This is a genomic window from Microbacterium sp. SD291, from assembly GCF_017355365.1.
GTDB lineage: Bacteria > Actinomycetota > Actinomycetes > Actinomycetales > Microbacteriaceae > Microbacterium.
This window is the reverse complement of sequence record NZ_JADIJR010000012.1, coordinates 22,181-40,987: the sequence shown is the minus strand read 5'-3', so window position 1 is coordinate 40,987 and position 18,807 is coordinate 22,181. Positions and strand designations below refer to the sequence as shown.

The following is an 18,807-nucleotide window of genomic DNA, read 5'->3' as shown; positions in this document are numbered from 1 at the left end:
GCTATCCTGGAGGCATGGCCGACAGCATCCCCCTCTGCCCCGAATGCTCGAGCGAGCACGCCTACGAGATGGGCGCCCTGCTCGTCTGCCCGATGTGCGGGCACGAGTGGTCGCCCGCCGATTCCTCCTCCTCGGGCGATCCGGCTTCCGCAGACGCCGAGCGGGTCGTGAAGGATGCGGTCGGCAACATCCTCGCCGATGGCGACACGGTCGTCGTCACCACGTCGATCAAGGTCAAGGGCTCCCCGCAGGGGATCAAGGCCGGCACGAAGGTGCGCGGCATCCGCCTGATCGATCCCGTCAACGGTCACGACATCGACTGCAAGGTCGACGGCTTCGGCGCGATGCTGCTGAAGTCGAGCCTCGTCAAGAAGGCCTGAGCCGCCGCTCCTCCCCGCATAGGGGATGATCGAAGGATGCTCCTCGACCCCGCCGCGCTTCCAGACGGATCCGATGCGGATGCCGTCTACACGGCGTTCGTCGAATGGGCGGAGTCGACCGGGATCACCCTCTACCCGGCGCAGGACGAAGCGGCGATCGAGATCGTCTCCGGCAACAACCTGATCCTGTCGACGCCGACCGGCACCGGGAAGTCGCTCGTGGCGATCGGCGCCCACTTCGCGGCCCTCGTCGCCGGACGGCGCACGTACTACACCGCGCCCATCAAGGCCCTGGTGAGCGAGAAGTTCTTCGCGCTGGTCGACGTGTTCGGCGCGTCGAACGTCGGCATGATCACGGGCGACTCCTCCGTGAACGCGGACGCCCCGATCATCTGCTGCACGGCGGAGATCCTTGCCAACCTCGCGCTGCGTCAGGGGACGGATGCCGACGTCGGCCAGGTCGTGATGGACGAGTTCCATTTCTACGCCGATCCCGACCGCGGCTGGGCCTGGCAGGTGCCGCTGCTCGAGCTGCCGCAGGCGCAGTTCATCCTGATGTCGGCGACCCTCGGCGACGTCACGGAGCTCGCGGCCGACCTCACGCGGCGGACGGGCCGGGAGACGGCATCCGTCTCCGGCGTCGAGCGCCCGGTGCCGCTGCACTTCTTCTACGAGCTGACGCCGATCCACGAGACGGTCGACGACCTGCTGAACACCGGGCAGGCGCCGGTCTACGTCGTGCACTTCTCGCAGGCCGCCGCGATGGAGCGGGCGCAGGCGCTGTCGAGCACGAAGGTCGCGACCAGAGAGCAGCGCGACGAGATCGCGGCGCTGATCGCGGAATTCCGCTTCACCACGGCCTTCGGCAAGACGCTCTCACGGTTCCTGCGCGCGGGCATCGGCGTGCATCATGCGGGGATGCTGCCGAAGTACCGGCGTCTCGTCGAACAGCTCGCGCAGCGCGGCCTGCTCCGGGTGATCTGCGGCACCGACACCCTCGGCGTCGGCATCAACGTGCCGATCCGCACGGTGCTGCTCACGGCCCTCACGAAGTTCGACGGCACGCGGATGCGGCAGCTGAACGCCCGCGAATTCCACCAGATCGCCGGTCGCGCGGGGCGTGCGGGGTACGACACGGCGGGCACGGTCACGGCCCAGGCCCCCGAGCACGAGACAGAGAACGCCGCCGCGATCAGGAAGGCCGGCGACGACCCGAAGAAGAAGCGCAAGCTCATCCGCAAGAAGGCGCCGGACGGCTTCGTGTCGTGGGGCGAGCCGTCATTCCGGAAGCTGATCGACGCCGTGCCGGAGACGCTGACCTCGCACATGCAGATCACGAGCGCGATGATGCTCAACGTGATCGCCCGCGGCGGCGACGTCTTCGGCAATATGCGCAGACTCGTATACGAGAACCACGAGTCTCGGCAGCGGCAGCGGGAGCTGGCGCTCCGCGCCATCGGGATCTACCGCACGCTGCTCGAATCGGGAGTCGTGGAGCGATACGACGCTTCGACAGGCTCAGCGAACCAGGATGCTGGGTCCCTGAGCTCGTCGACGGGCCCCGGCATCCGCCTCACCGTCGACCTGCAGCCGAACTTCGCGCTGAACCAGCCGCTGTCGCCGTTCGCTCTCGCCGCGTTCGACCTGCTCGACCCCGACCCTTCGGCGGGCTCAGGGACCGGCCAATATGCCCTCGACATGATCTCGATCGTCGAGTCGACCCTCGACGATCCGCGCGCGGTGCTCGGCCAGCAGGAGTTCCTCGCCCGCGGTGAGGCGGTGGCCGAGATGAAGCGCGAGGGCATCGAGTACGACGAGCGTATGGAGATGCTCGAGCAGGTCACCTACCCGAAGCCCCTCGACGAGCTGCTCAGCGCCGCCTTCGAGACCTTCAGCGCCGCCCAGCCGTGGATCCGCGACTTCGAGCTGCACCCCAAGTCGGTGGTCCGCGACATGTACGAGCGGGCCATGTCGTTCGGGGAATATGTCGCCCACTACAAGATCGCGCGCTCCGAGGGAGTCGTGCTCCGCTACCTCTCCGACGCCTACCGCGCAGCCTCCCAGACCATCCCCGAGGAGTTGAAGAACGACGACCTCCGCGACCTCATCGAGTGGCTCGGCGAGCTCGTGCGGCAGGTCGACTCGAGCCTGCTCGACGAATGGGAGGAGCTCGTGTCCGGCGTCATCCCGGCCCACGGTTCCGACGAGCCGATCGTGCCGCCAGCGCCGAAGCGCCTCACCTCGAACGTGCGCGCCTTCCGGATCCTGGTGCGCAACGAGCTGTTCCGCAGGGTGCAGCTCGCGGCGAGGGATGACGTGGACGCCCTCGCGGACCTGGATCCGTCGTTCGGCGCGGACGCCTGGTCCGACGCACTCGACGCCTACTTCGACGAGCATGGCGAGATCCTCACCGGAGCGGATGCCCGGAGCTCGAAGCTGCTGCTGATCACCGAGGGCGCTTCGGAGTGGTCGGTGCATCAGATCCTCGACGACCCGGCCGGCGACCACGACTGGCGCATCTCCGCGACCGTCGACCTCGCGGCATCCGACGAGGAGGGGGCGGCCGTCGTCACCGTGACCGGAGTCGCCCGCCTGTAACCCTCCCGCCAGCCGCCCCGCCGCGTCCGCGGCATCCTCCGCTCCATCCGTTTCGCCGTCGACTCCGAATCACCTGCAGACGTGACGACGACAGCGCATGACGAGGGAGACGCGATGAACGACCGCCGTGAGTGCCTGCGATTCATCTCGCTGGCGAGTCTCGCAGGACTTGTCAGCGGGGCGGTGTTCCTCGCGACCGCGGAGGTCGTCGCGCTCATCGGGGCGAGAGGGGCGAGTCCGATCCTCGCGGTCGGATCGTTCGTGATCGACGTCGTCCCGCAGCCCGTCAAGGAGTTCGCGATCGCGACCTTCGGGGAGTACGACAAGATCATCCTGCTCGCGAGCCTCGCCGCCGCCGTGCTCATCGCGTCGGCGATCGCCGGCGTTCTGCAGTACCTGCGTCCCCCGCTGGGGGCGGCGGCCTTCGTGGTCGCCGGTGCGCTGTCCGGGGCGGCGATCGTCACCCGTGCAGGGGCAGCGCCCTTCGCATTCGCCGCGCCGCTGCTGGCCACGGTGGCCGGCGTCATCGTCGTCATCATCCTCGCTCGACGGCTGCGCGAGAGGCGCCGCTCCGTGGGGACCCGACCGACAGCCGTCGAGGGCGAGACCGGGACCGCCCCGCAGCCCTCGACAGTGCTGGGCCGCCGTGGGTTCCTGCTGACGGCCGCGATCGCGGGAGTGTCCGCGGCGGTCGCGGGTGTCGCAGCCCGCACCGTCTCAGCCGCCACATCCTCGGTGGCCAGCATCCGCAAGGCGCTGCGCCTTCCCGACCCGCGAACGACCGTGACGGTTCCGGACGGAGCGGAGCTCGACGTTCCAGGGCTCTCTCCGCTCTACACCCCGAACGCCGACTTCTACCGCGTGGACACCGCGCTCACCGTGCCGACGATCGACCCCGCCGGCTGGCGACTCGTGATCGACGGGATGGTCGACCAGCGGGTCGAGATCGGCTTCGACGAACTCATCGCGATGGGCCTGGACGAGTACTCGATCACGCTGACCTGCGTCTCGAACGAGGTCGGCGGCGGACTCGTCGGCAGTGCGCGGTGGCTCGGCGTGCCGGTGCGCGACCTGCTCCGCCTCGCCGCGCCGCAGACGGATGCCGACATGGTGCTCTCGCGCAGCATCGACGGGTTCACCGCGAGCACGCCGCTGAGCACGCTGACCGACGACGGGACCGACGCGATCCTCGCGGTGGCGATGAACGGCGAGCCGTTGCCGCTGGAGCACGGGTTCCCGGTGCGGATGGTCGTGCCAGGACTGTACGGGTACGTCTCGGCGACCAAGTGGCTGACACAGCTCACGGTCACCACGTTCGAGAAGGACGAGGCGTACTGGACGCCGCGCGGATACAGCGCGCAGGCTCCGATCAAGCTCTCCTCGCGCGTCGACACCCCCCGCTCGGGAAAGCCCGTCTCGGCCGGTGTCGTGCCGATCGCGGGTGTCGCCTGGGCGCAGACCGTCGGCATCGACCGGGTCGAGGTGCAGATCGATGACGGCGACTGGCAGCAGGCGACGCTCTCGAACGCGGTCAACGAGGACACGTGGGTGCAGTGGCTCGTCGAGTGGGACGCGACGCCGGGAACGCACTACGTCTCGGTCAGGGCGACGGATCGCGAGGGGAAGATGCAGGTGCGCGAGCGCACCCGCATCGCCCCCGACGGCTCCACCGGCTGGCAGCGGGTCCTGATCACGGTCAGCTGAGCACGCCCAGCTGACCGGCTTCAGCCGACCAGGGCGCCCGCCGGCGCGCGGCGGCCCGGCACCTCCGCCGCCCGCACCAGGCGCGTCATCAGGTCGACGTGGTGCACGTCGGCCGCCGCGAACATCCGGGGAACCTGCGATGCCGCCGTCATCCCCGGCATCGTGTTCACCTCGTTCATGACCGGCCCCTCGTCCGTGAGGAAGAAGTCGATCCTGGCGACGCCCGCACAGCCGAGTGCGTCGAACATGGTCACCGCCGCGCGTCTCAGCGTCGCGCCCTCGGCCGCCGTCAGCGCCGCCGGCACCGTGAACCTCGCGGTGCCGTCGTACTTCGTCGCGGTGTCGAAGAGCCCCGCCGCGTGGATCTCCAGCGGCGGGGCCGCCCAGCGCACGCCCCCGGCTTCGCGGATCACCGCGACGTCGATCTCGCGCCCCTGCACGACCTCCTCGACGAGGATCCTGCTGTCGAACCCGGCCGCGGTGCGCAGCGCTCCGAGCAGTTCGTCCGCCGCGCGCACGAGCGTCACGCCGTGGCTCGACCCGGCCGAGACCGGCTTCACGACGACCGGTCCCGCGAACTCGACGTCGCCGATGTCGGCCGCGGCCACCAGGCGCCCCCGTGCGGTGCGGATGCCCGCGGCCCCCGCCACGAGCTTCGTCGCCCACTTGTCCATCCCGATCGCCCCGGCACGCAGGTCAGAGCCGACCACCCGCACGCCCGCCAGGGCGCACAGCGCCGCGAACGCACCGTCCTCCCCCAGCGCTCCATGCACTGCGGGGAATACGACGTCGGTGCGCGCCAGGAGCGGCATCGTGAGACGCAGGGATTCGGCCACCGTGACCCCCGCCGCTGCATCCGGGACCTCCCACACACCCTCCCGGGAGATCGTCACCGTGCTCACCTCGTGTCCCCCGGCGCGCAGCGCCTCCGCGACGGCCGCCGCCGACGCGAGCGACACCTCGTGCTCGGAGTTCTGCCCTCCGCCGATCACCAGCACCGCGGTCATGCCACGCTCCTCTGAACGCGCGGACCGACGCCCGTCACGATCGTGTGCGGGATGGTGGCCGCCCAGCGCGCCCAGTCCTGCACGGTCGGCACCGCACCCCCTTCCGGCCCGAACACCGTCGCCTCCGTCCCCCGCGGAAAGGCGACGTCGCCGGTGTCCACCACGATCTGGTCCATCGAGACCCGGCCGACGATCGGATGCCGGGTCCCGCCGATCTCGATGCCGGCCCCGGTCCCGGCTCCGATGCCGGCCTCTCCGGAGAGCTCGCGCGGGATGCCGTCGCCGTACCCGACGCCGATCACGCTGAGGTGCGTGTCGCGCTCGGTCACGTGGACGCCGTCGTAGCCGACAGACGTGCCAGCCCGCGCGACGCGAGTGTGCACGACGGATGCCGTCAGGCGCGCAGCTCCGTGCAGCGGCACGGTTCCCGACGGGTCGATGCCGACGAGACCTGCACCGATGCGCACCATGTCGAAGTGCGTGGCGGGGTCGGTGAGCGCGCCCGAGGTCGCGGCCAGATGGACCAGCAGAGAGCCGAACCCCGCCCGGAGCGCCGCGTCGCGGGCATGCCGCATCCGCAGCACGGCCGCGGAGTTGGCTCGGGGATCGGCCTCGTCCGCGCGGGGAAGATGTCCCATCACGCCCACCACGTCGATGCGTCCGGCTCCTGCGCGCGCGAGGCGCAGCAGGTCCGCCCAGTCGTCCAGCGGGCAGCCGCCCCTGGCCATGCCGGTGTCCATGCTCAGGTGCACGCGCACCGGGGCCGCGGCATCCGCGATCAGCTGGCGGAGCTCCTCGACCGAGCCGACCGCGATGTCGACGCGATCGGCTGCCGCCTGCGCGGCGTCGACCCCCGACGGATTCAGCCAGGCCAGGATCGGCGCCTCGATGCCGGCGTCGCGCAGTGCGACCGCCTCAGCGGCATCCGTCACTCCGAGCCATTCCGCTCCCGCCGCAAGCGCGGCCTGCGCGACCGTGACCGCACCCAGCCCGTAGCCGTCGGCCTTCACGACCGCCATGATCCGGGCGGTGGTCGCCGAGCGGATGCGCGCGACGTTCGCGGCGACGGCGTCGGGCAGGGTGCACAGCGTCGGCGCGTGCATCCTCGACAGCGTGACGCGCTCCGGCGCGAGCACGGCGGTCATCGCTGCGTCCTCGGATCTGCGGTGGGATCCTCGTACATCACCGGACATCCGTTCGCGACCGCCGCCGGCCGCAGCTCGAAGTGCCAGCGCTCGTTGGCGTAGATCTGGCAGAGTCCGAACTCGGCCCCGCGCTGCGACAGCCAGTCCTGCGCCGCGACCGGTCCGAGATCGACGGCGTCACCCGACACGTGCTCCGAGTTGTCGGCCGTGGTCACCCAGCGGGCGGCCTCCTCGGCGGAGCCGTACCTCTCGACGGCATCCGAGAGCAGCGCCTCCTGGTAGGCCGGCGAGCGCCATCCGCTGTTGACGTGCATCCGCACGCCCTCCTGCTCAGCGGTGGCCGCTGCCTCGCGCACGGCGGCGAGCAGCTCCGGGTCCAGGTTCGCCACGGCCGGGGTCTGATCGAAGACGGAGATCTGATCCTCCTGGTGGATGAGGCCATCGTCCTCGCCGACCGATCCGTCCATGAGCGGCGCGGTGATCGTGCGATCGGATGCCGCGGCCGGCGGCAGCTGCCCGATCACGATGACCGAGAGGACGACGACGATGGCGAGCAGCGTGACGCCGATCGTGGCGGTGACGCGTCGCTGTCTGAGAGAGCGGCTTGAGTTCATGTCTCCAGTGAAGAAGGGAGCCTGTTGCGACGACGTATGCGCTTTTCCATATGCTCGCGATATGCCCGGGTGCGTAAGCTCTGAGCACATGGGAGCTGTGTCGTGCGGGTGCTGATCGTCGAGGACGAGCCGTATCTCGCCGACGCCGTCCGCGACGGCCTGCGACTGGAGGCGATCGCTGCCGACATCGCCGGCGACGGCGACACCGCACTCGAGCTGCTCGGCATCAACTCCTACGACATCGCGGTGTTGGACCGTGACATCCCCGGCCCTTCCGGCGACGACGTGGCACGCTGGATCGTCGCCTCCGGCAGCGGCATCCCGATCCTGATGCTCACGGCCGCCGACCGCCTCGACGACAAGGAATCGGGCTTCGAGATCGGCGCCGACGACTACCTCACGAAGCCCTTCGAGCTCCGCGAGCTGGTGCTCCGGCTGCGGGCGCTCGACCGGCGGCGCCAGCGCTCTCGCCCGCCGGTGGTGGAGGTCGGAGGGCTGAGGCTCGACCCATTCCGCCGCGAGGTATACCGCGACGGCCGCTACGTCGCTCTCACCCGCAAGCAGTTCGCCGTGCTCGAGGTCCTGGTCGACGCCGAGGGCGGCGTGGTCAGTGCCGAGGAGCTGCTGGAGCGGGCGTGGGACGAGAACGCCGACCCGTTCACGAACGCCGTGCGGATCACGGTCTCGTCGCTGCGCAAGCGTCTGGGTGAGCCGTGGCTCATCCTCACGGTGCCGGGCGTCGGCTACCGGATCGGTGCGGAGTCGGCGGCTCCTCCGGCGGGTGGGGCCGATGCCGATGCGTAGGCGCCGCGGCATGAGCGCCCGCCTGAAGCTCACGCTCAGCTACGCGGCTGTCGTCGTGGTCTCCGGTGTGCTGATGCTGACGGCGGTGGCTGTATACCTGCTGCGGTATGTACCCGACACCGTCGAGTTCTTCCCCAACCGCTCCGACCTCACCAGGGCGTTCATCCCGGCGGTCGTCGTCGTGATGCTCGTGCTGCTGGCGATCGGGCTGGGCGGAGGGTGGCTTCTCGCCGGGCGGATGCTCGCGCCGCTGGACCGCATCGGCCGGGCGGCGCAGCTCGCCGCGCAGGGCTCGCTCTCGCACCGCGTCGCGCTCGAAGGGCCGAGAGACGAGTTCCGCGACCTCGCCGACGTCTTCGACTCGATGCTCGAGCAGCTCGAGGCCAATATGGCCGAGCAGAAGCGGTTCGCGGCGAACGCCTCGCATGAGCTGCGCACGCCTCTCGCGATCTCGCAGACCATGCTCGAGGTCGCGCGCACGGACCCGCACCGCGACGTCGACGCGCTCATCGACCGCCTGCAGCAGGTCAACGCGAGGGCGATCGAGCTCACCGAGGCGCTGCTGCTGCTGAGCCGCGCCGACCGCAGGGCGTTCACCCGCGAGATCGTCGACCTGTCGCTGCTCGCCGAAGAGTCCGTCGAGACGCTCGCGCCGCTCGCCGGCCGTCGCGCGGTGACCATCGACGTCGGTGGCGACGCCGCGCATGTTCTCGGATCGCCGGCGCTGCTGCAGCAGCTGATCACGAACCTCGTGCACAACGCGATCGTGCACAACCTGCCCGAAGGCGGTGCGGTCACGGTGCGGACGCACTCACGGCCCGAGGCCGTGGCTCTCGTCGTCGAGAACACCGGCGCCGACCTGCCGGCGCATCGGGTGGCGACGATCGCCGAGCCCTTCCAGCGCGGCGCGGAGCGCGCCCGCGACGTCGACCATGCCGGGGCCGGGCTCGGACTCGCGATCGTGCAGCGCATCGCGCAGGCGCACGAAGGCTCACTCGTGCTGACTCCACGCGCGGGCGGCGGTCTGAACGTCACGGTGTGGCTGCCGCATCCGTATCCCGGCGTGCACGGATTCGCGGCGCAGGCTTAGGCTGTCGCGGTGACGAATCCACTCGATGAGGGGCCGTTCTTCCACGGCACGAAAGCCGACCTCGCGGCCGGTGACCTGCTGACGGCGGGGTTCCGCTCGAACTACCGCCCCGAGATCGTGATGAACCACATCTACTTCACGGCGCTGCGCGACGGCGCGGGACTGGCTGCCGAGCTCGCGACCGGCGAGGGAGAGCCGCGGGTCTACCTCGTCGATCCGACCGGCGCGTTCGAGGACGACCCGAACGTGACCGACAAGAAGTTCCCCGGCAACCCGACGAGGTCGTACCGCAGCGCGGCGCCCCTTCGCGTCGTCGAAGAGGTGACCGACTGGACGCGGCTCACGCCGGAGGCGCTGCAGACCTGGCGGGATCGGCTCGCCGCCATCCGCGACGACGAGCACGGCGAGATCATCAACTGAACCCGCCTGCTCACCAGGGGCTGGGCTCGTAGTCCTTCAGGAAGACGCCGTGGATGTCCTCGCCCGCCTCGCCGCGCACGATCGGGTCGTACACGCGGGCAGCGCCGTCGACCAGGTCGAGCGGGGCGTGGAAGCCCTCCTCGGCCAGGCGCACCTTGGTGAAGTGCGGGCGCTCGTCGGTGATCCAGCCGGTGTCGACGGCGGTCATCAGGATGCCGTCGGTGTCGAGCATCTCGCCGGCGCTGGTGCGGGTGAGCATGTTCAGCGCGGCCTTCGCCATGTTCGTGTGCGGGTGCCCTGGGCCCTTGTACCGGCGGGAGAACTGCCCCTCCATGGCGGACACGTTGACCACGTACTTGCGGTTCGACTCGGACGCCGCCATCGCGGGCCGCAGCCTGCTGATCAGCAGGAACGGCGCCGTGGTGTTGCAGAGCTGCACCTCGAGCATCTCGAGCGGATCGACCTGATCGACCGACTGCACCCAGCTGTTCACGCGGTTCACGTCGGGCACGAGCCCGCCGGCGTCGATCGCGGTGCCGTCGGCGTGCTTCTCCAGCGACGACGACCCCGGGGCCATCGCGAGACGAGCGAGGTCTTCGGCGGTGAGCGCCTGCCCGCCCTGCTCTGCGACCGTGCCACCCAGGGCCGCGACCGAGAGCAGCGGGTGCGCGTCGACGGATGCCTGCAGCGCCTGCGGATGCTGATCGTTGGTGTGCCCGAAGGTCTCCATCTCGGGGAGGGGTCCGTCGGGAAGAGGCTGCAGCTCGGCATCCGCCAGCAGCGAGTACGAACCCGGCGAGCGCCGCACGGTCTGCGCGGCGTTGTTGATGAGGATGTCGAGCGGTCCCTGGGCGGCGACCGAATCGGCGAGGCCGATCACCTGGGCCGGGTCGCGCAGGTCGATGCCGACGACTCGCAGCCGGTGCAGCCAGTCGTCCGAGTCCGGCAGAGCCGAGAACCGGCGCACGGCATCCCGCGGGAAACGCGTGGTGATGGTGGTGTGCGCGCCGTCGCGGAGCAGCCGCAGCGCGATGTGCATCCCGATCTTCGCGCGGCCGCCGGTGAGCAGCGCACGCTTGCCGGAGAGGTCGGTGCGGGCGTTGCGCTTGCCGTGGCTGAAGCGGGCGCAGTCGGGGCAGAGCTGGTGGTAGAACGCGTCGACGACCGTGTACGGCTGCTTGCAGATGTAGCAGTTGCGTGGTTTCAGCAGCTCGCCGGCGATCGGAGCGTCGATGACGCTGGTCGCGAGATCGTGGCCGCGGGTCTCGTCGTCGATGCGGTCGGGGGCGCCGGTCGCGGTGCGGGCGACGACGGCCTTGTCGGCATCGGCGATCGCGTCGCGGATCTCCTTGCGGCGCACGCGCTTGACGGCCTTGAACATCGCGGCGGTCGCGTGGCGCACCGCGACGAAGTCCGGATGCTCGTTGTCGATCTCGTGCAGCTCCGCGAGGACGCGCAGCGTAGTGGCGAGATCGTCGGGGTCGATTCCGGCACCCAGGTCGGAGGTGGCGTCGGGGGTGTCGGTCATTAGGCCGATTTTACGCGAGAGACCTGGGGGTCGGCCCGGCACCCTCTCCCTCCCGTCGCGAAGAGGCTCGCCATTCGGCCGGAATGACGAGCCTTTTCGCGACGGGAACGGATGCCGTCACACATCGGCCGACTATCCGTGCCCGTTCGCCGGCTTCTGCCGCTCGGATGCCGTCAGGCGATGCCGCCGCCGTCCACGACGAGCGCGGAGCCCGTGACGTACGACGAGTCGTCGCTTGCGAGCCACACGACGGCCTGGGCGATCTCGCTGGGCTGGCCCATGCGGCGCAACGGCCGGTCGGCGGCCTCGGCGAGGAACGCCGCCGGGTCCTGTCCGAGCTGGCGGGCCTCTTCGCTGAGCATCCCGGTGTTCACATCTCCGGGGTTGACCGAGTTCACGCGGATGCCGGCGGGCCCGTGGTCGATCGCGAGGGCACGTGTCATGTTCACGACCGCGCCCTTCGAGGCGCAGTACGAGATCGCCTGACCGCCGCCCTTGAGCCCCCAGCCGGAGCCGGTGTTGATGATCGAGCCGCCGCCCGCGGCCTCCATGATCGGCACGATGTGCTTGCACATCAGGAAGATCGAGCGCACGTTCACGCCGAACACGCGGTCCCACTCCTCGACGGTCGTCTCGACCGCCGTTGTGCGGCGGATGATGCCGGCGTTGTTGAAGACGACGTTCACTCCGCCGAGCTCCGCGACGCTCGTGGCGACGACGCGCTCGATGTCGGCCTCGCTGGCCACGTCGGCGGCGATCGCGATCGCGGTGCCGCCTGCCTCGCGGATCTCCGCGGCGACGGCCTCGGCGGCCTCGGCGTTCAGGTCGACGACGGCGACGGACGCGCCCTCCGCGGCGAGCGCGATCGACGTGGCGCGGCCGATGCCGCCGGCGCCGCCGGTGACGATGGCCTTCTTGTTCTCGAGACGCATGGTGTTCCTTACTGTGTGGGTACGAGTTCGGGGGCGGCGACGGCGTAGAGACTGCTGGTGCCGACACCGGTGATGATGCGCACGTGTCCGGCCAGCTTCGCATCGAGCTCGGCGTCGCCGGTGTCGACGATCAGCGGACGGCCGTGCAGGTCGATGAGCTTCTGCTCCGGCGCCACGACCAGAAGCGGATCGTCGCCGAGGGCGCGGAGGACGGATGCCGAGAGCTGCTGGTTCCCTCGTCCGAGCAGGAACCCCTGCCCGCCGATGACGGTCACCACGGCCTTCGCGGGGCCCTGGGCGATGTCGTCGAGGAGCTCGTGCTCGCTCGCGCCCTTCCTGATGACGACACCGTCGAGGACGACGTCGACGCCGAGGGGCGAGCCCTCGACACCGAGCCGGCGGGCGACCTCGGCGGTCGTGCCACCGGGTCCGAGGAGGTAGCGGATGCCTGGCAGCATCCGCGCCACGACGCCGCGAGCGGCCGCTTCGACGGCGGCGGCCTCGGTGGTGGGAGTGGCGGCCTTCCGTGCCTGGGTGCGGCCGCTCCGGTACGGCACACGGAGGAATCCGTAGAGGGCGGGGTCGACGCGCGCCCGGCGCATCGCGGCCTCGTCGATGTCGAGGACCTCGCGTTCCTCGACGGGCAGGCCGCCCTGCGTGATCCACTCCGCAGCGACGGCTCCGGCCGCCGACGGGCTGACCGCGAACACCGGGGAGTACATCTTCACGCCCGCCGGGACTCCGAGCACCGCCGGTGCGCGTTCACAACTCCTCAGGTTCGGCCCGGATTCGCCGGATTCCGCGCCCGAGGGGGCTGCGGTCGGGGTCTCCTGAGGAGTTGTGCCGCCGCGCGCCCCGCCATGACTCCGGAGATCCGCACCGGTTTCCGCCGAAACCGCCCCGGAGCCGGCTGCGACGGCTCGGTTCTCCGGAGTTGTGGAGCCGGATCCGACGAGACCGAGCCCCGCGACCGCGTCGCGCAGCGTCCCGTCGCCGCCGACCACGAGGATGAGGTCGGCCCCGGCCGCGGCCACGGCGTCGACCGCTCGTGACGTGTCGGCTCCCTCGCTCGACGCCCGGGTCGTGTGAACCACCCGCGGTACCAGCCCGGCGGCGCGCACGGCATCCGCGCCCATCGCACCGGCGGCGGTCACCACGGAGACTCCCGGATGCTGCGCCGCGAGCACGCGCAGCGCGATGGCCGTCCGCTCCTGCACGCGCGAACGGGCGCCGCGCGCGAAGGCGAGGCGCTGCACGTCCGCGCCGTCGGAGCCGGCGAGCCCCGCGGGCCCGCCGACTCCGGCGACAGGGTTGACGACCAGTCCGATCACGACGCGACGGACTCCGAGAAGTACTTCCGCTGATAGGCGCGCCAGGTGATGGCCCAGCGCTCGGGGTCGTCGAGGTCGTCGTGGTGCGTATGGTGCACGGTCTGGTTGTGCGGAGCCGTGCGGACGACGTCGGGGGTCTCCCTCGCCTCGCGCGCCACCTCGGCCAGCGTCGCCGCGTACTCGTCGAGCTCGGCCATCGAGTACGACTCGGTGGGCTCGAGCGTGAACGGCTGCGGCACGACGTAGGGGTGGTGGCTGGTCCAGTAGTGCATGCCGAAATCGGTCATCCGGATGCCGATCTCCTCGGACGAGACACCGGTGTCCTGGAACAGCTCCTCCCACGAGTACCGCACCTGCTCGATGCGCCGGCGCCCCGTCGCGTACGGCGCCGAGGCACCGGGGATCGCGAGCACCCGCGCCATCAGGTAGTTGTTGTTCAGCACCGCGATCTCCGCCGCCGCCAGGAGCCCCTCGGCGCCGAGCGCCATGATCCACGAGTAGGCCCGCACGATGTTCGGGATCACGCCGTGGAACGGCGCGACCGCCCCGATCGACTGCGCGCCCTCGTCGGCGACGTCGAAGGTCCCGTCATCCTGACGGACCACGCGAGGCCCCGGGAGGAACGGAGCCAGCGCCGCCGAAACCGCGTTCGCGCCGGCGCCGGGGCCGCCGCACGCATGCGGGGTGGAGAACGTCTTGTGCAGGTTGAAGTGGCAGACGTCGAAGCCGGCGTCGCGGGCGCGCGTGATGCCCAGGATGCCGTTGGCGTTCGCCTGGTCGTACGAGGCGAGGGCGCCGACGGCGTGCGCGGCATCCACCCATTCCCTGATCGCCGGGTTGTAGATGCCGGTGTCCTCGGGGTTGGTGACCATGATCGCCGCGGTCCGCGGGGACAGCGCCGCCTTGAGCGCGGCCAGGTCGGGGTAGCCCTCGGCATCCGGGAACACCGTGATGACCTCATAGCCGGCCGCCTTCGCCGCCGCCGCGTTGGACGGGTGGCTGAAGATCGTGGTGATGACCTCGCGACGCTGCTCGCCCTCGCCGTTCGCCTCGTGGTACGCGCGGATCATCGCGATGTTCGACCAGATCGCCGCCGATCCGCCCTGGGTGTGCAGGGAGACCTCGTCCATGCCGGAGATCTCGGCCAGCATCCGCTCGAGGCTCCAGACGATCTCGAGCACGCCCTGCGCGTCGGCCGGATCCTGATGCGGGTGCATGTCGGTGAGCTGAGGGGTGCCGATCAGCTGGTCGTTGATCTTCGGCGAGTACTTCATGGTGCAGGTGCCCTGGCCGACGTCGACGTTGAAGTCGGCGCCGAGGTTCTCCTGCGACAGGCGCAGATAGTGCTTGAGCACCCGCATCTGCCCGATCTCGGGGAGCTTCGGCTTCGAGGCGCGACGCAGGGATGCCGGCAGCGAGCCGACCACGTCGCCGACGGCGTCGCGGACGCCCGGCTCGACCTGCGAGACGAGCACGCCGCGCTCACCGGGGGTGGACAGCTCGAAGATGATCGGCTCGTCCCAGCGAGCCTGCTGGAAGCGGCGGATGGCCGGCTTCGGGGCGACGGGAAGGCTCATCGCTTGTTCTCCTCAGCGAGTTCAGGGGTGATGACGGAGGCGAGCGCGCCCGCCAGGGTGTCGATGTCGGCCTGGGAGGTGAGTTCGGTGACGCACACCAGCAGGCGGTGCGAGTCCACGACGACGCCGGGTTCGATGCCCTGCTCGCGGAGCGCGGTGACGACATCGGATGCCGGGACGGCGAGGGTCACGGTGAACTCGCGCAGGTGCACGGCGTCGTCGTCCAGCTCGACGCCTGGCACCGCGGCGAGCGCCTGCTGCGCGTACCGGGTGCGCGCGAGGAGGGTCTCGCCGAGCTCGGCCATGCCCTCGGGCCCCATCAGGGAGAGGTATACGCCGGCGGCGATGCCCCAGAGGGCGGCGGCCGTGCCGACCCATTCCTTGCCCTCTTCGCGGTGGGCGAAGGAGGTGCGGTCGTAGGCGACGTCGCCGAAGCCGTATTCGCCGGGGACGTCGGTGGTCGCGAGACCGAAGAGGCGCGAGGGCATCTCCATGATGAACTTCGGATCGTCGTGCACCGCGATGAAGCCGCCGTGGGCGCCGCCGTACCACTGGTGAAGTCCCAGCGACTGGATGTCGCCGGTGACGATGTCGGCACCGCCCAGGGAGGGCGGGGTGAGGATGCCGTAGCCGATCGGGTCGGTGCCGACGACGAGCACTGCGCCGGCGGCGTGCGCGGCATCCGCGATCTGCTGCAGGGCGGCCTCGACGGCGCCGGTGGCGCTGGGGGTCTCCACCCAGACGGCCGCGACGTCGTCGCCGAGCGCGGCGGCGAGGGCCGCGATGTCGGCGGTGCCGTCTATCGTCGGCACATGCTCCAGCGTCAGGTGGGCCCGCACGTAGTCGGCCACCTTGGCGAGCTTCGCGGGCAGCACGTCGCTGGCGACGAGCACCCGAGGCCGGCCCGTGATCCGCCCTGACATGGTGAGGCCCGTGGCGGTGGCCTGGTAGCCGTCATAGGTGGGGACGTTCACGACGTCCATCTCGAGCAGCTCGGCCATCAGCGACTGGTACTGGAACAGCGCCTGGAAGCGGCCGTGGTCCTCGTAGGGCTCACCGGCGTAGGCGGTGAGGAACTCGCTGCGGCCGATGACCTCGTCGACGACGGCGGGCACGTAGTGGTTGTAGACGCCGGCGCCGAGGAAGCTCAGTCGCTCCTGCGTCGACCGGTTCTTCGCCAGGATGCCGCGGACGTGCCTGGCCAGGTCCTGCTCGGCGACGAGCGGGGCCGGGAGGTCGAGCGAGCGGTTCAGGCGCAGCGACTCGGGGATGTCGGCGTAGAACTCGTCGATGGATGCGGCGCCCACGGCCGCGAGCATCGCTGCGCGCGACTCGGGTGCCGTGTTGGGGATGTACGGATGCACGAAGGTCATGCTTCCTCCTTCACGTGGTTCACAGAGGGGGTCGGGTGATTCGGGATGATCGTGGAGAACGGGATGCTCTCGGAACAGGGAGCCGCCAGCACCGCGACGCCGTAGCGGCCGAGGTCGAGGCGCCCGGACTGGCGGATGCCGGTGAGCAGGTCGGTCGCGGGTCCCGCGAGCTCGAACGACACCGGGCTCTGCCCGTGGTTCAGGTAGAACGTGTAGTCGGTGGTGTCATCGGCACGGGTGACGACCTCGACGTCGACGTCGGTGTCGTCTCGCGCGGGGAGGCCGGCGGTGCGGAGCACGTCGCGGAAGACCGGGAGCATGCTGTCGTGGTCGAGCATCGCGCTGAGGTACCAGGCGGAGCCGGAGCCTCCCTTGCGACCAGCACCCTCTCCACCGGAGTCGCCCTCTTGACCCGCGCCCTCTCGGCCCGCGACCGCGCGACGCGTCACCGCGGGCAGCCCTGCCAGCTCGCCCGAGGCGTACGTGCCGCGGACCTCGACGTCGGCATCCGCCTCGATCCATTCGCTCCAGCTCGGCGCCGTAAGGACGTCATGACCGTAGTCGATCGACTCGGTGCGTCCGTCGGCGATGGGCCACTGCTCGTCGACCTCGATGCCGAGGAGGTCGCGCAGCGGTCCGGGGGCGCCGCCGTCGTGCACCTTCTCGGTGGCGTCGATGACACCCGAGAACGGGCCGACGACGAGGTGCCCGCCGCGCTCGACGAACTCCCGGAGCGCATCGGCCTGCGGCTGCTCGGTGATGTACAGGTTCGGCACCACGACCACGTCGTACGCGTCGAACGGGCCGGTGGCGCGCACGGCATCCGTCGGCTGGCCGAGCGTGTAGAGCGCGCGATGCCATTCCCTGGCCTGGCGCGCCCACTGCAGCCGCTGCGAGGGAAGCGACTCCAGCGCGCTCGATCCCCACCACGAGTCCCAGTCGACGACGAGGGCGACCCGCGAGCGCACCCGTGTGCCGCGCACCGGCTCGAGCTTGCGCAGCTCGAGTCCCAGCGCCTTGGTCTCCTGGAAGCTGCGCGAGCGCTCACCACGGTGCCCGAGCATCGACGAGTGGAACTTCTCCTGGCCGTACTTGGCCTGGCGCCACTGGAAGAACATCACGGCATCCGAGCCGTGCGCGACGGCCTGCAGGCTCTCGACCCGGATCTTTCCCGGCGCCTTCGGGACGTTGACGTCCCGCCAGCTGGTGGCACTGGCAGACGACTCCAGCAGCAGCCATGGCTGCCCGCCCTTGAGCGAGCGCATCAGCCCGTAGTTCAGCGCGGCGCCGACGTGCGAGGTGGGGTCTGCGGGCTCGGGGTAGGCGTCGTCGGTCACGACGTCCTCCACAGCGGCGAAGTCCCAGTAGTCGAGGTCGCGGAACATGCTCATGAAGTTCGTCGTCACCGCGATGTCGGGGGTGACCTCGCGCAGCACGTCGATCTCGACCTGAAACAGCTCGAGCAGCGCATCCGACGAGAACCGCTCGAAGTCGAGCAGTTTGGTCGGGTTGATCGGCCCCGGCGCCTTCTTCGGCGTCTCGATGTGGTCCCACGCCGTGTACCGCTGACCCCACACGTTCACGCCCCACGCCTCGTTGAGGCCGTCGAGGTCGCCGTATCGGTTCTCCAGCCAGCGGCGGAAGTGCTTGGCCGATTCGGGGCACCAGCAGCGAGAGGTGTGATCGCCGTACTCGTTCGAGATGTGCCACATCGCGAGCCCGGGGTGCTCGCCGTAGCGCTCGGCCATGGCCCGCGTCATCCGCTCGACGTTCTCGCGCCAGACCGGCGACGACGGGCAGTAGGTCTGGCGGGAGCCGAACTCGAGCCGGTGGCCGTCGGCATCCCACGGCGCCATCTCGGGGTGCGCGCGCAGCAGCCACGACGGCGGGGTGGCGGTTGCGGTGGCCAGATCGATGCGGATGCCGGCCTCATGCAGCAGGTCGATGATGCGGTCGAGCCACTCCCAGTCGTAGACCCCGGGCTCGGGCTCCAGCTGCGGCCAGCTGAAGATCGGCAGGCTCACCATGTTCACGCCGGCCTCGCGCATCAGGCGGATGTCCTCGTGCCAGACCTCCTCCGACCACTGGTCGGGGTTGTAGTCGCCACCGTAGGCGAGCGCGTCGATGCGGACACGTCGGATCGGCTGATCGCCGCCGTCTGCTGACGAGGGTGCGGACACGTGGGCTCCTCTCTGAGTCTGGCCGGGAGCGGTTTCCGTCTTGCTCTGGTGCATTCCCGAACACCGCTGTATTCTGTATACACCACAGTAGGTCGTCGTACCGGAGCCGTCAAGCCATAGGCTG

The 18,807-nt window shown here is 70.4% G+C and carries 15 protein-coding genes; 6 read left to right on the top strand and 9 right to left on the bottom strand.

Annotated elements, in window-relative coordinates; translation table 11 throughout:
- Positions 1-14 precede the first annotated feature (14 nt).
- The 3 genes from IPV10_RS08835 to IPV10_RS08825 all read left to right on the top strand — a co-directional run bounded on the left by IPV10_RS08835 (position 15) and on the right by IPV10_RS08825 (position 4,682).
- The gene (locus IPV10_RS08835) at positions 15-380 is read left to right on the top strand and encodes a zinc ribbon domain-containing protein YjdM (RefSeq protein WP_207482882.1); all 366 of its coding nucleotides are present in this window, start codon (positions 15-17) and stop codon (positions 378-380) included.
- A 36-nt stretch (positions 381-416) separates the two neighbouring features.
- Positions 417-2,978, top strand: a complete 2,562-nt coding sequence (locus IPV10_RS08830; protein ID WP_207482880.1) for an RNA helicase — start codon at positions 417-419, stop codon at positions 2,976-2,978.
- Positions 2,979-3,092: 114 nt separating this feature from the next.
- Complete coding sequence (locus tag IPV10_RS08825) at positions 3,093-4,682, top strand: molybdopterin-dependent oxidoreductase (RefSeq protein WP_207482988.1); 1,590 nt, start codon at positions 3,093-3,095, stop codon at positions 4,680-4,682.
- A 20-nt stretch (positions 4,683-4,702) separates the two neighbouring features.
- On the opposite strand, the gene IPV10_RS08820 is transcribed toward IPV10_RS08825, so the two are convergent.
- From IPV10_RS08820 to IPV10_RS08810, 3 genes are read right to left on the bottom strand one after another with little or no spacing between them, the layout of a single operon-like run.
- Entirely contained in the window at positions 4,703-5,689 is a 987-nt protein-coding gene (locus IPV10_RS08820; RefSeq protein ID WP_207482878.1) for a D-alanine--D-alanine ligase, read from the bottom strand.
- Positions 5,686-6,834, bottom strand: a complete 1,149-nt coding sequence (alr, locus tag IPV10_RS08815) for an alanine racemase (RefSeq protein WP_207482876.1) — start codon at positions 6,832-6,834, stop codon at positions 5,686-5,688. The genes IPV10_RS08820 and alr overlap by 4 nt, the downstream gene beginning before the upstream one ends.
- The gene (locus tag IPV10_RS08810) at positions 6,831-7,448 is read right to left on the bottom strand and encodes a M15 family metallopeptidase (RefSeq protein WP_207482874.1); all 618 of its coding nucleotides are present in this window, start codon (positions 7,446-7,448) and stop codon (positions 6,831-6,833) included. Before IPV10_RS08810 ends, alr begins: the two co-directional genes overlap by 4 nt.
- A 102-nt stretch (positions 7,449-7,550) precedes the next feature.
- Between IPV10_RS08810 and IPV10_RS08805 the strand changes: the two genes are divergently transcribed.
- From IPV10_RS08805 to arr, 3 genes are read left to right on the top strand one after another with little or no spacing between them, the layout of a single operon-like run.
- Positions 7,551-8,252, top strand: a complete 702-nt coding sequence (locus IPV10_RS08805; protein WP_207482872.1) for a response regulator transcription factor — start codon at positions 7,551-7,553, stop codon at positions 8,250-8,252.
- Positions 8,253-8,262: 10 nt separating this feature from the next.
- Entirely contained in the window at positions 8,263-9,342 is a 1,080-nt protein-coding gene (locus IPV10_RS08800; RefSeq protein ID WP_278249325.1) for a HAMP domain-containing sensor histidine kinase, read from the top strand.
- A 9-nt stretch (positions 9,343-9,351) separates the two neighbouring features.
- Positions 9,352-9,762 carry an NAD(+)--rifampin ADP-ribosyltransferase gene (arr, locus tag IPV10_RS08795; protein WP_207482868.1) on the top strand — a complete coding sequence of 137 codons (411 nt, stop codon included), beginning with the start codon at positions 9,352-9,354 and terminating at the stop codon, positions 9,760-9,762.
- A 10-nt stretch (positions 9,763-9,772) separates the two neighbouring features.
- Here arr and IPV10_RS08790 read toward each other — a convergent pair whose 3' ends face one another.
- The 6 genes from IPV10_RS08790 to IPV10_RS08765 form a co-directional block, all read right to left on the bottom strand.
- Complete coding sequence (locus tag IPV10_RS08790) at positions 9,773-11,290, bottom strand: SDR family NAD(P)-dependent oxidoreductase (protein ID WP_207482866.1); 1,518 nt, start codon at positions 11,288-11,290, stop codon at positions 9,773-9,775.
- A 173-nt stretch (positions 11,291-11,463) separates the two neighbouring features.
- Positions 11,464-12,222: an SDR family NAD(P)-dependent oxidoreductase gene (locus tag IPV10_RS08785; protein WP_207482864.1), complete on the bottom strand. Its 759-nt coding sequence runs from the start codon at positions 12,220-12,222 to the stop codon at positions 11,464-11,466.
- 8 nt (positions 12,223-12,230) lie between these two features.
- Positions 12,231-13,553, bottom strand: a complete 1,323-nt coding sequence (locus tag IPV10_RS08780) for an ATP-NAD kinase family protein (protein ID WP_207482862.1) — start codon at positions 13,551-13,553, stop codon at positions 12,231-12,233.
- Complete coding sequence (gene gcvPB, locus IPV10_RS08775) at positions 13,550-15,130, bottom strand: aminomethyl-transferring glycine dehydrogenase subunit GcvPB (protein WP_207482860.1); 1,581 nt, start codon at positions 15,128-15,130, stop codon at positions 13,550-13,552. Before gcvPB ends, IPV10_RS08780 begins: the two co-directional genes overlap by 4 nt.
- Positions 15,127-16,503, bottom strand: coding sequence for an aminomethyl-transferring glycine dehydrogenase subunit GcvPA (gene gcvPA / locus IPV10_RS08770; RefSeq protein ID WP_207482858.1), 1,377 nt, complete (start codon positions 16,501-16,503; stop codon positions 15,127-15,129). The genes gcvPB and gcvPA overlap by 4 nt, the downstream gene beginning before the upstream one ends.
- A complete protein-coding gene (locus tag IPV10_RS08765; RefSeq protein ID WP_307861091.1) occupies positions 16,500-18,683 on the bottom strand; it encodes a beta-galactosidase in 2,184 nt (727 codons plus the stop codon). The genes gcvPA and IPV10_RS08765 overlap by 4 nt, the downstream gene beginning before the upstream one ends.
- Positions 18,684-18,807: the final 124 nt, after the last annotated feature.

Excerpts from the sequence above, each read along its gene's own strand:
- gcvPB (WP_207482860.1), bottom strand. The coding sequence starts at position 15,130 with ATGAGCCTTCCCGTCGCCCCGAAGCCGGCCATCCGCCGCTTCCAGCAG.
- IPV10_RS08790 (WP_207482866.1), bottom strand. The coding sequence starts at position 11,290 with ATGACCGACACCCCCGACGCCACCTCCGACCTGGGTGCCGGAATCGAC.
- IPV10_RS08835 (WP_207482882.1), top strand. The coding sequence starts at position 15 with ATGGCCGACAGCATCCCCCTCTGCCCCGAATGCTCGAGCGAGCACGCC.
- IPV10_RS08785 (WP_207482864.1), bottom strand. The coding sequence starts at position 12,222 with ATGCGTCTCGAGAACAAGAAGGCCATCGTCACCGGCGGCGCCGGCGGC.
- gcvPA (WP_207482858.1), bottom strand. The coding sequence starts at position 16,503 with ATGACCTTCGTGCATCCGTACATCCCCAACACGGCACCCGAGTCGCGC.
- IPV10_RS08810 (WP_207482874.1), bottom strand. The coding sequence starts at position 7,448 with ATGAACTCAAGCCGCTCTCTCAGACAGCGACGCGTCACCGCCACGATC.
- IPV10_RS08825 (WP_207482988.1), top strand. The coding sequence starts at position 3,093 with ATGAACGACCGCCGTGAGTGCCTGCGATTCATCTCGCTGGCGAGTCTC.
- IPV10_RS08820 (WP_207482878.1), bottom strand. The coding sequence starts at position 5,689 with ATGACCGCGGTGCTGGTGATCGGCGGAGGGCAGAACTCCGAGCACGAG.
- alr (WP_207482876.1), bottom strand. The coding sequence starts at position 6,834 with ATGACCGCCGTGCTCGCGCCGGAGCGCGTCACGCTGTCGAGGATGCAC.
- IPV10_RS08830 (WP_207482880.1), top strand. The coding sequence starts at position 417 with ATGCTCCTCGACCCCGCCGCGCTTCCAGACGGATCCGATGCGGATGCC.
- IPV10_RS08800 (WP_278249325.1), top strand. The coding sequence starts at position 8,263 with ATGAGCGCCCGCCTGAAGCTCACGCTCAGCTACGCGGCTGTCGTCGTG.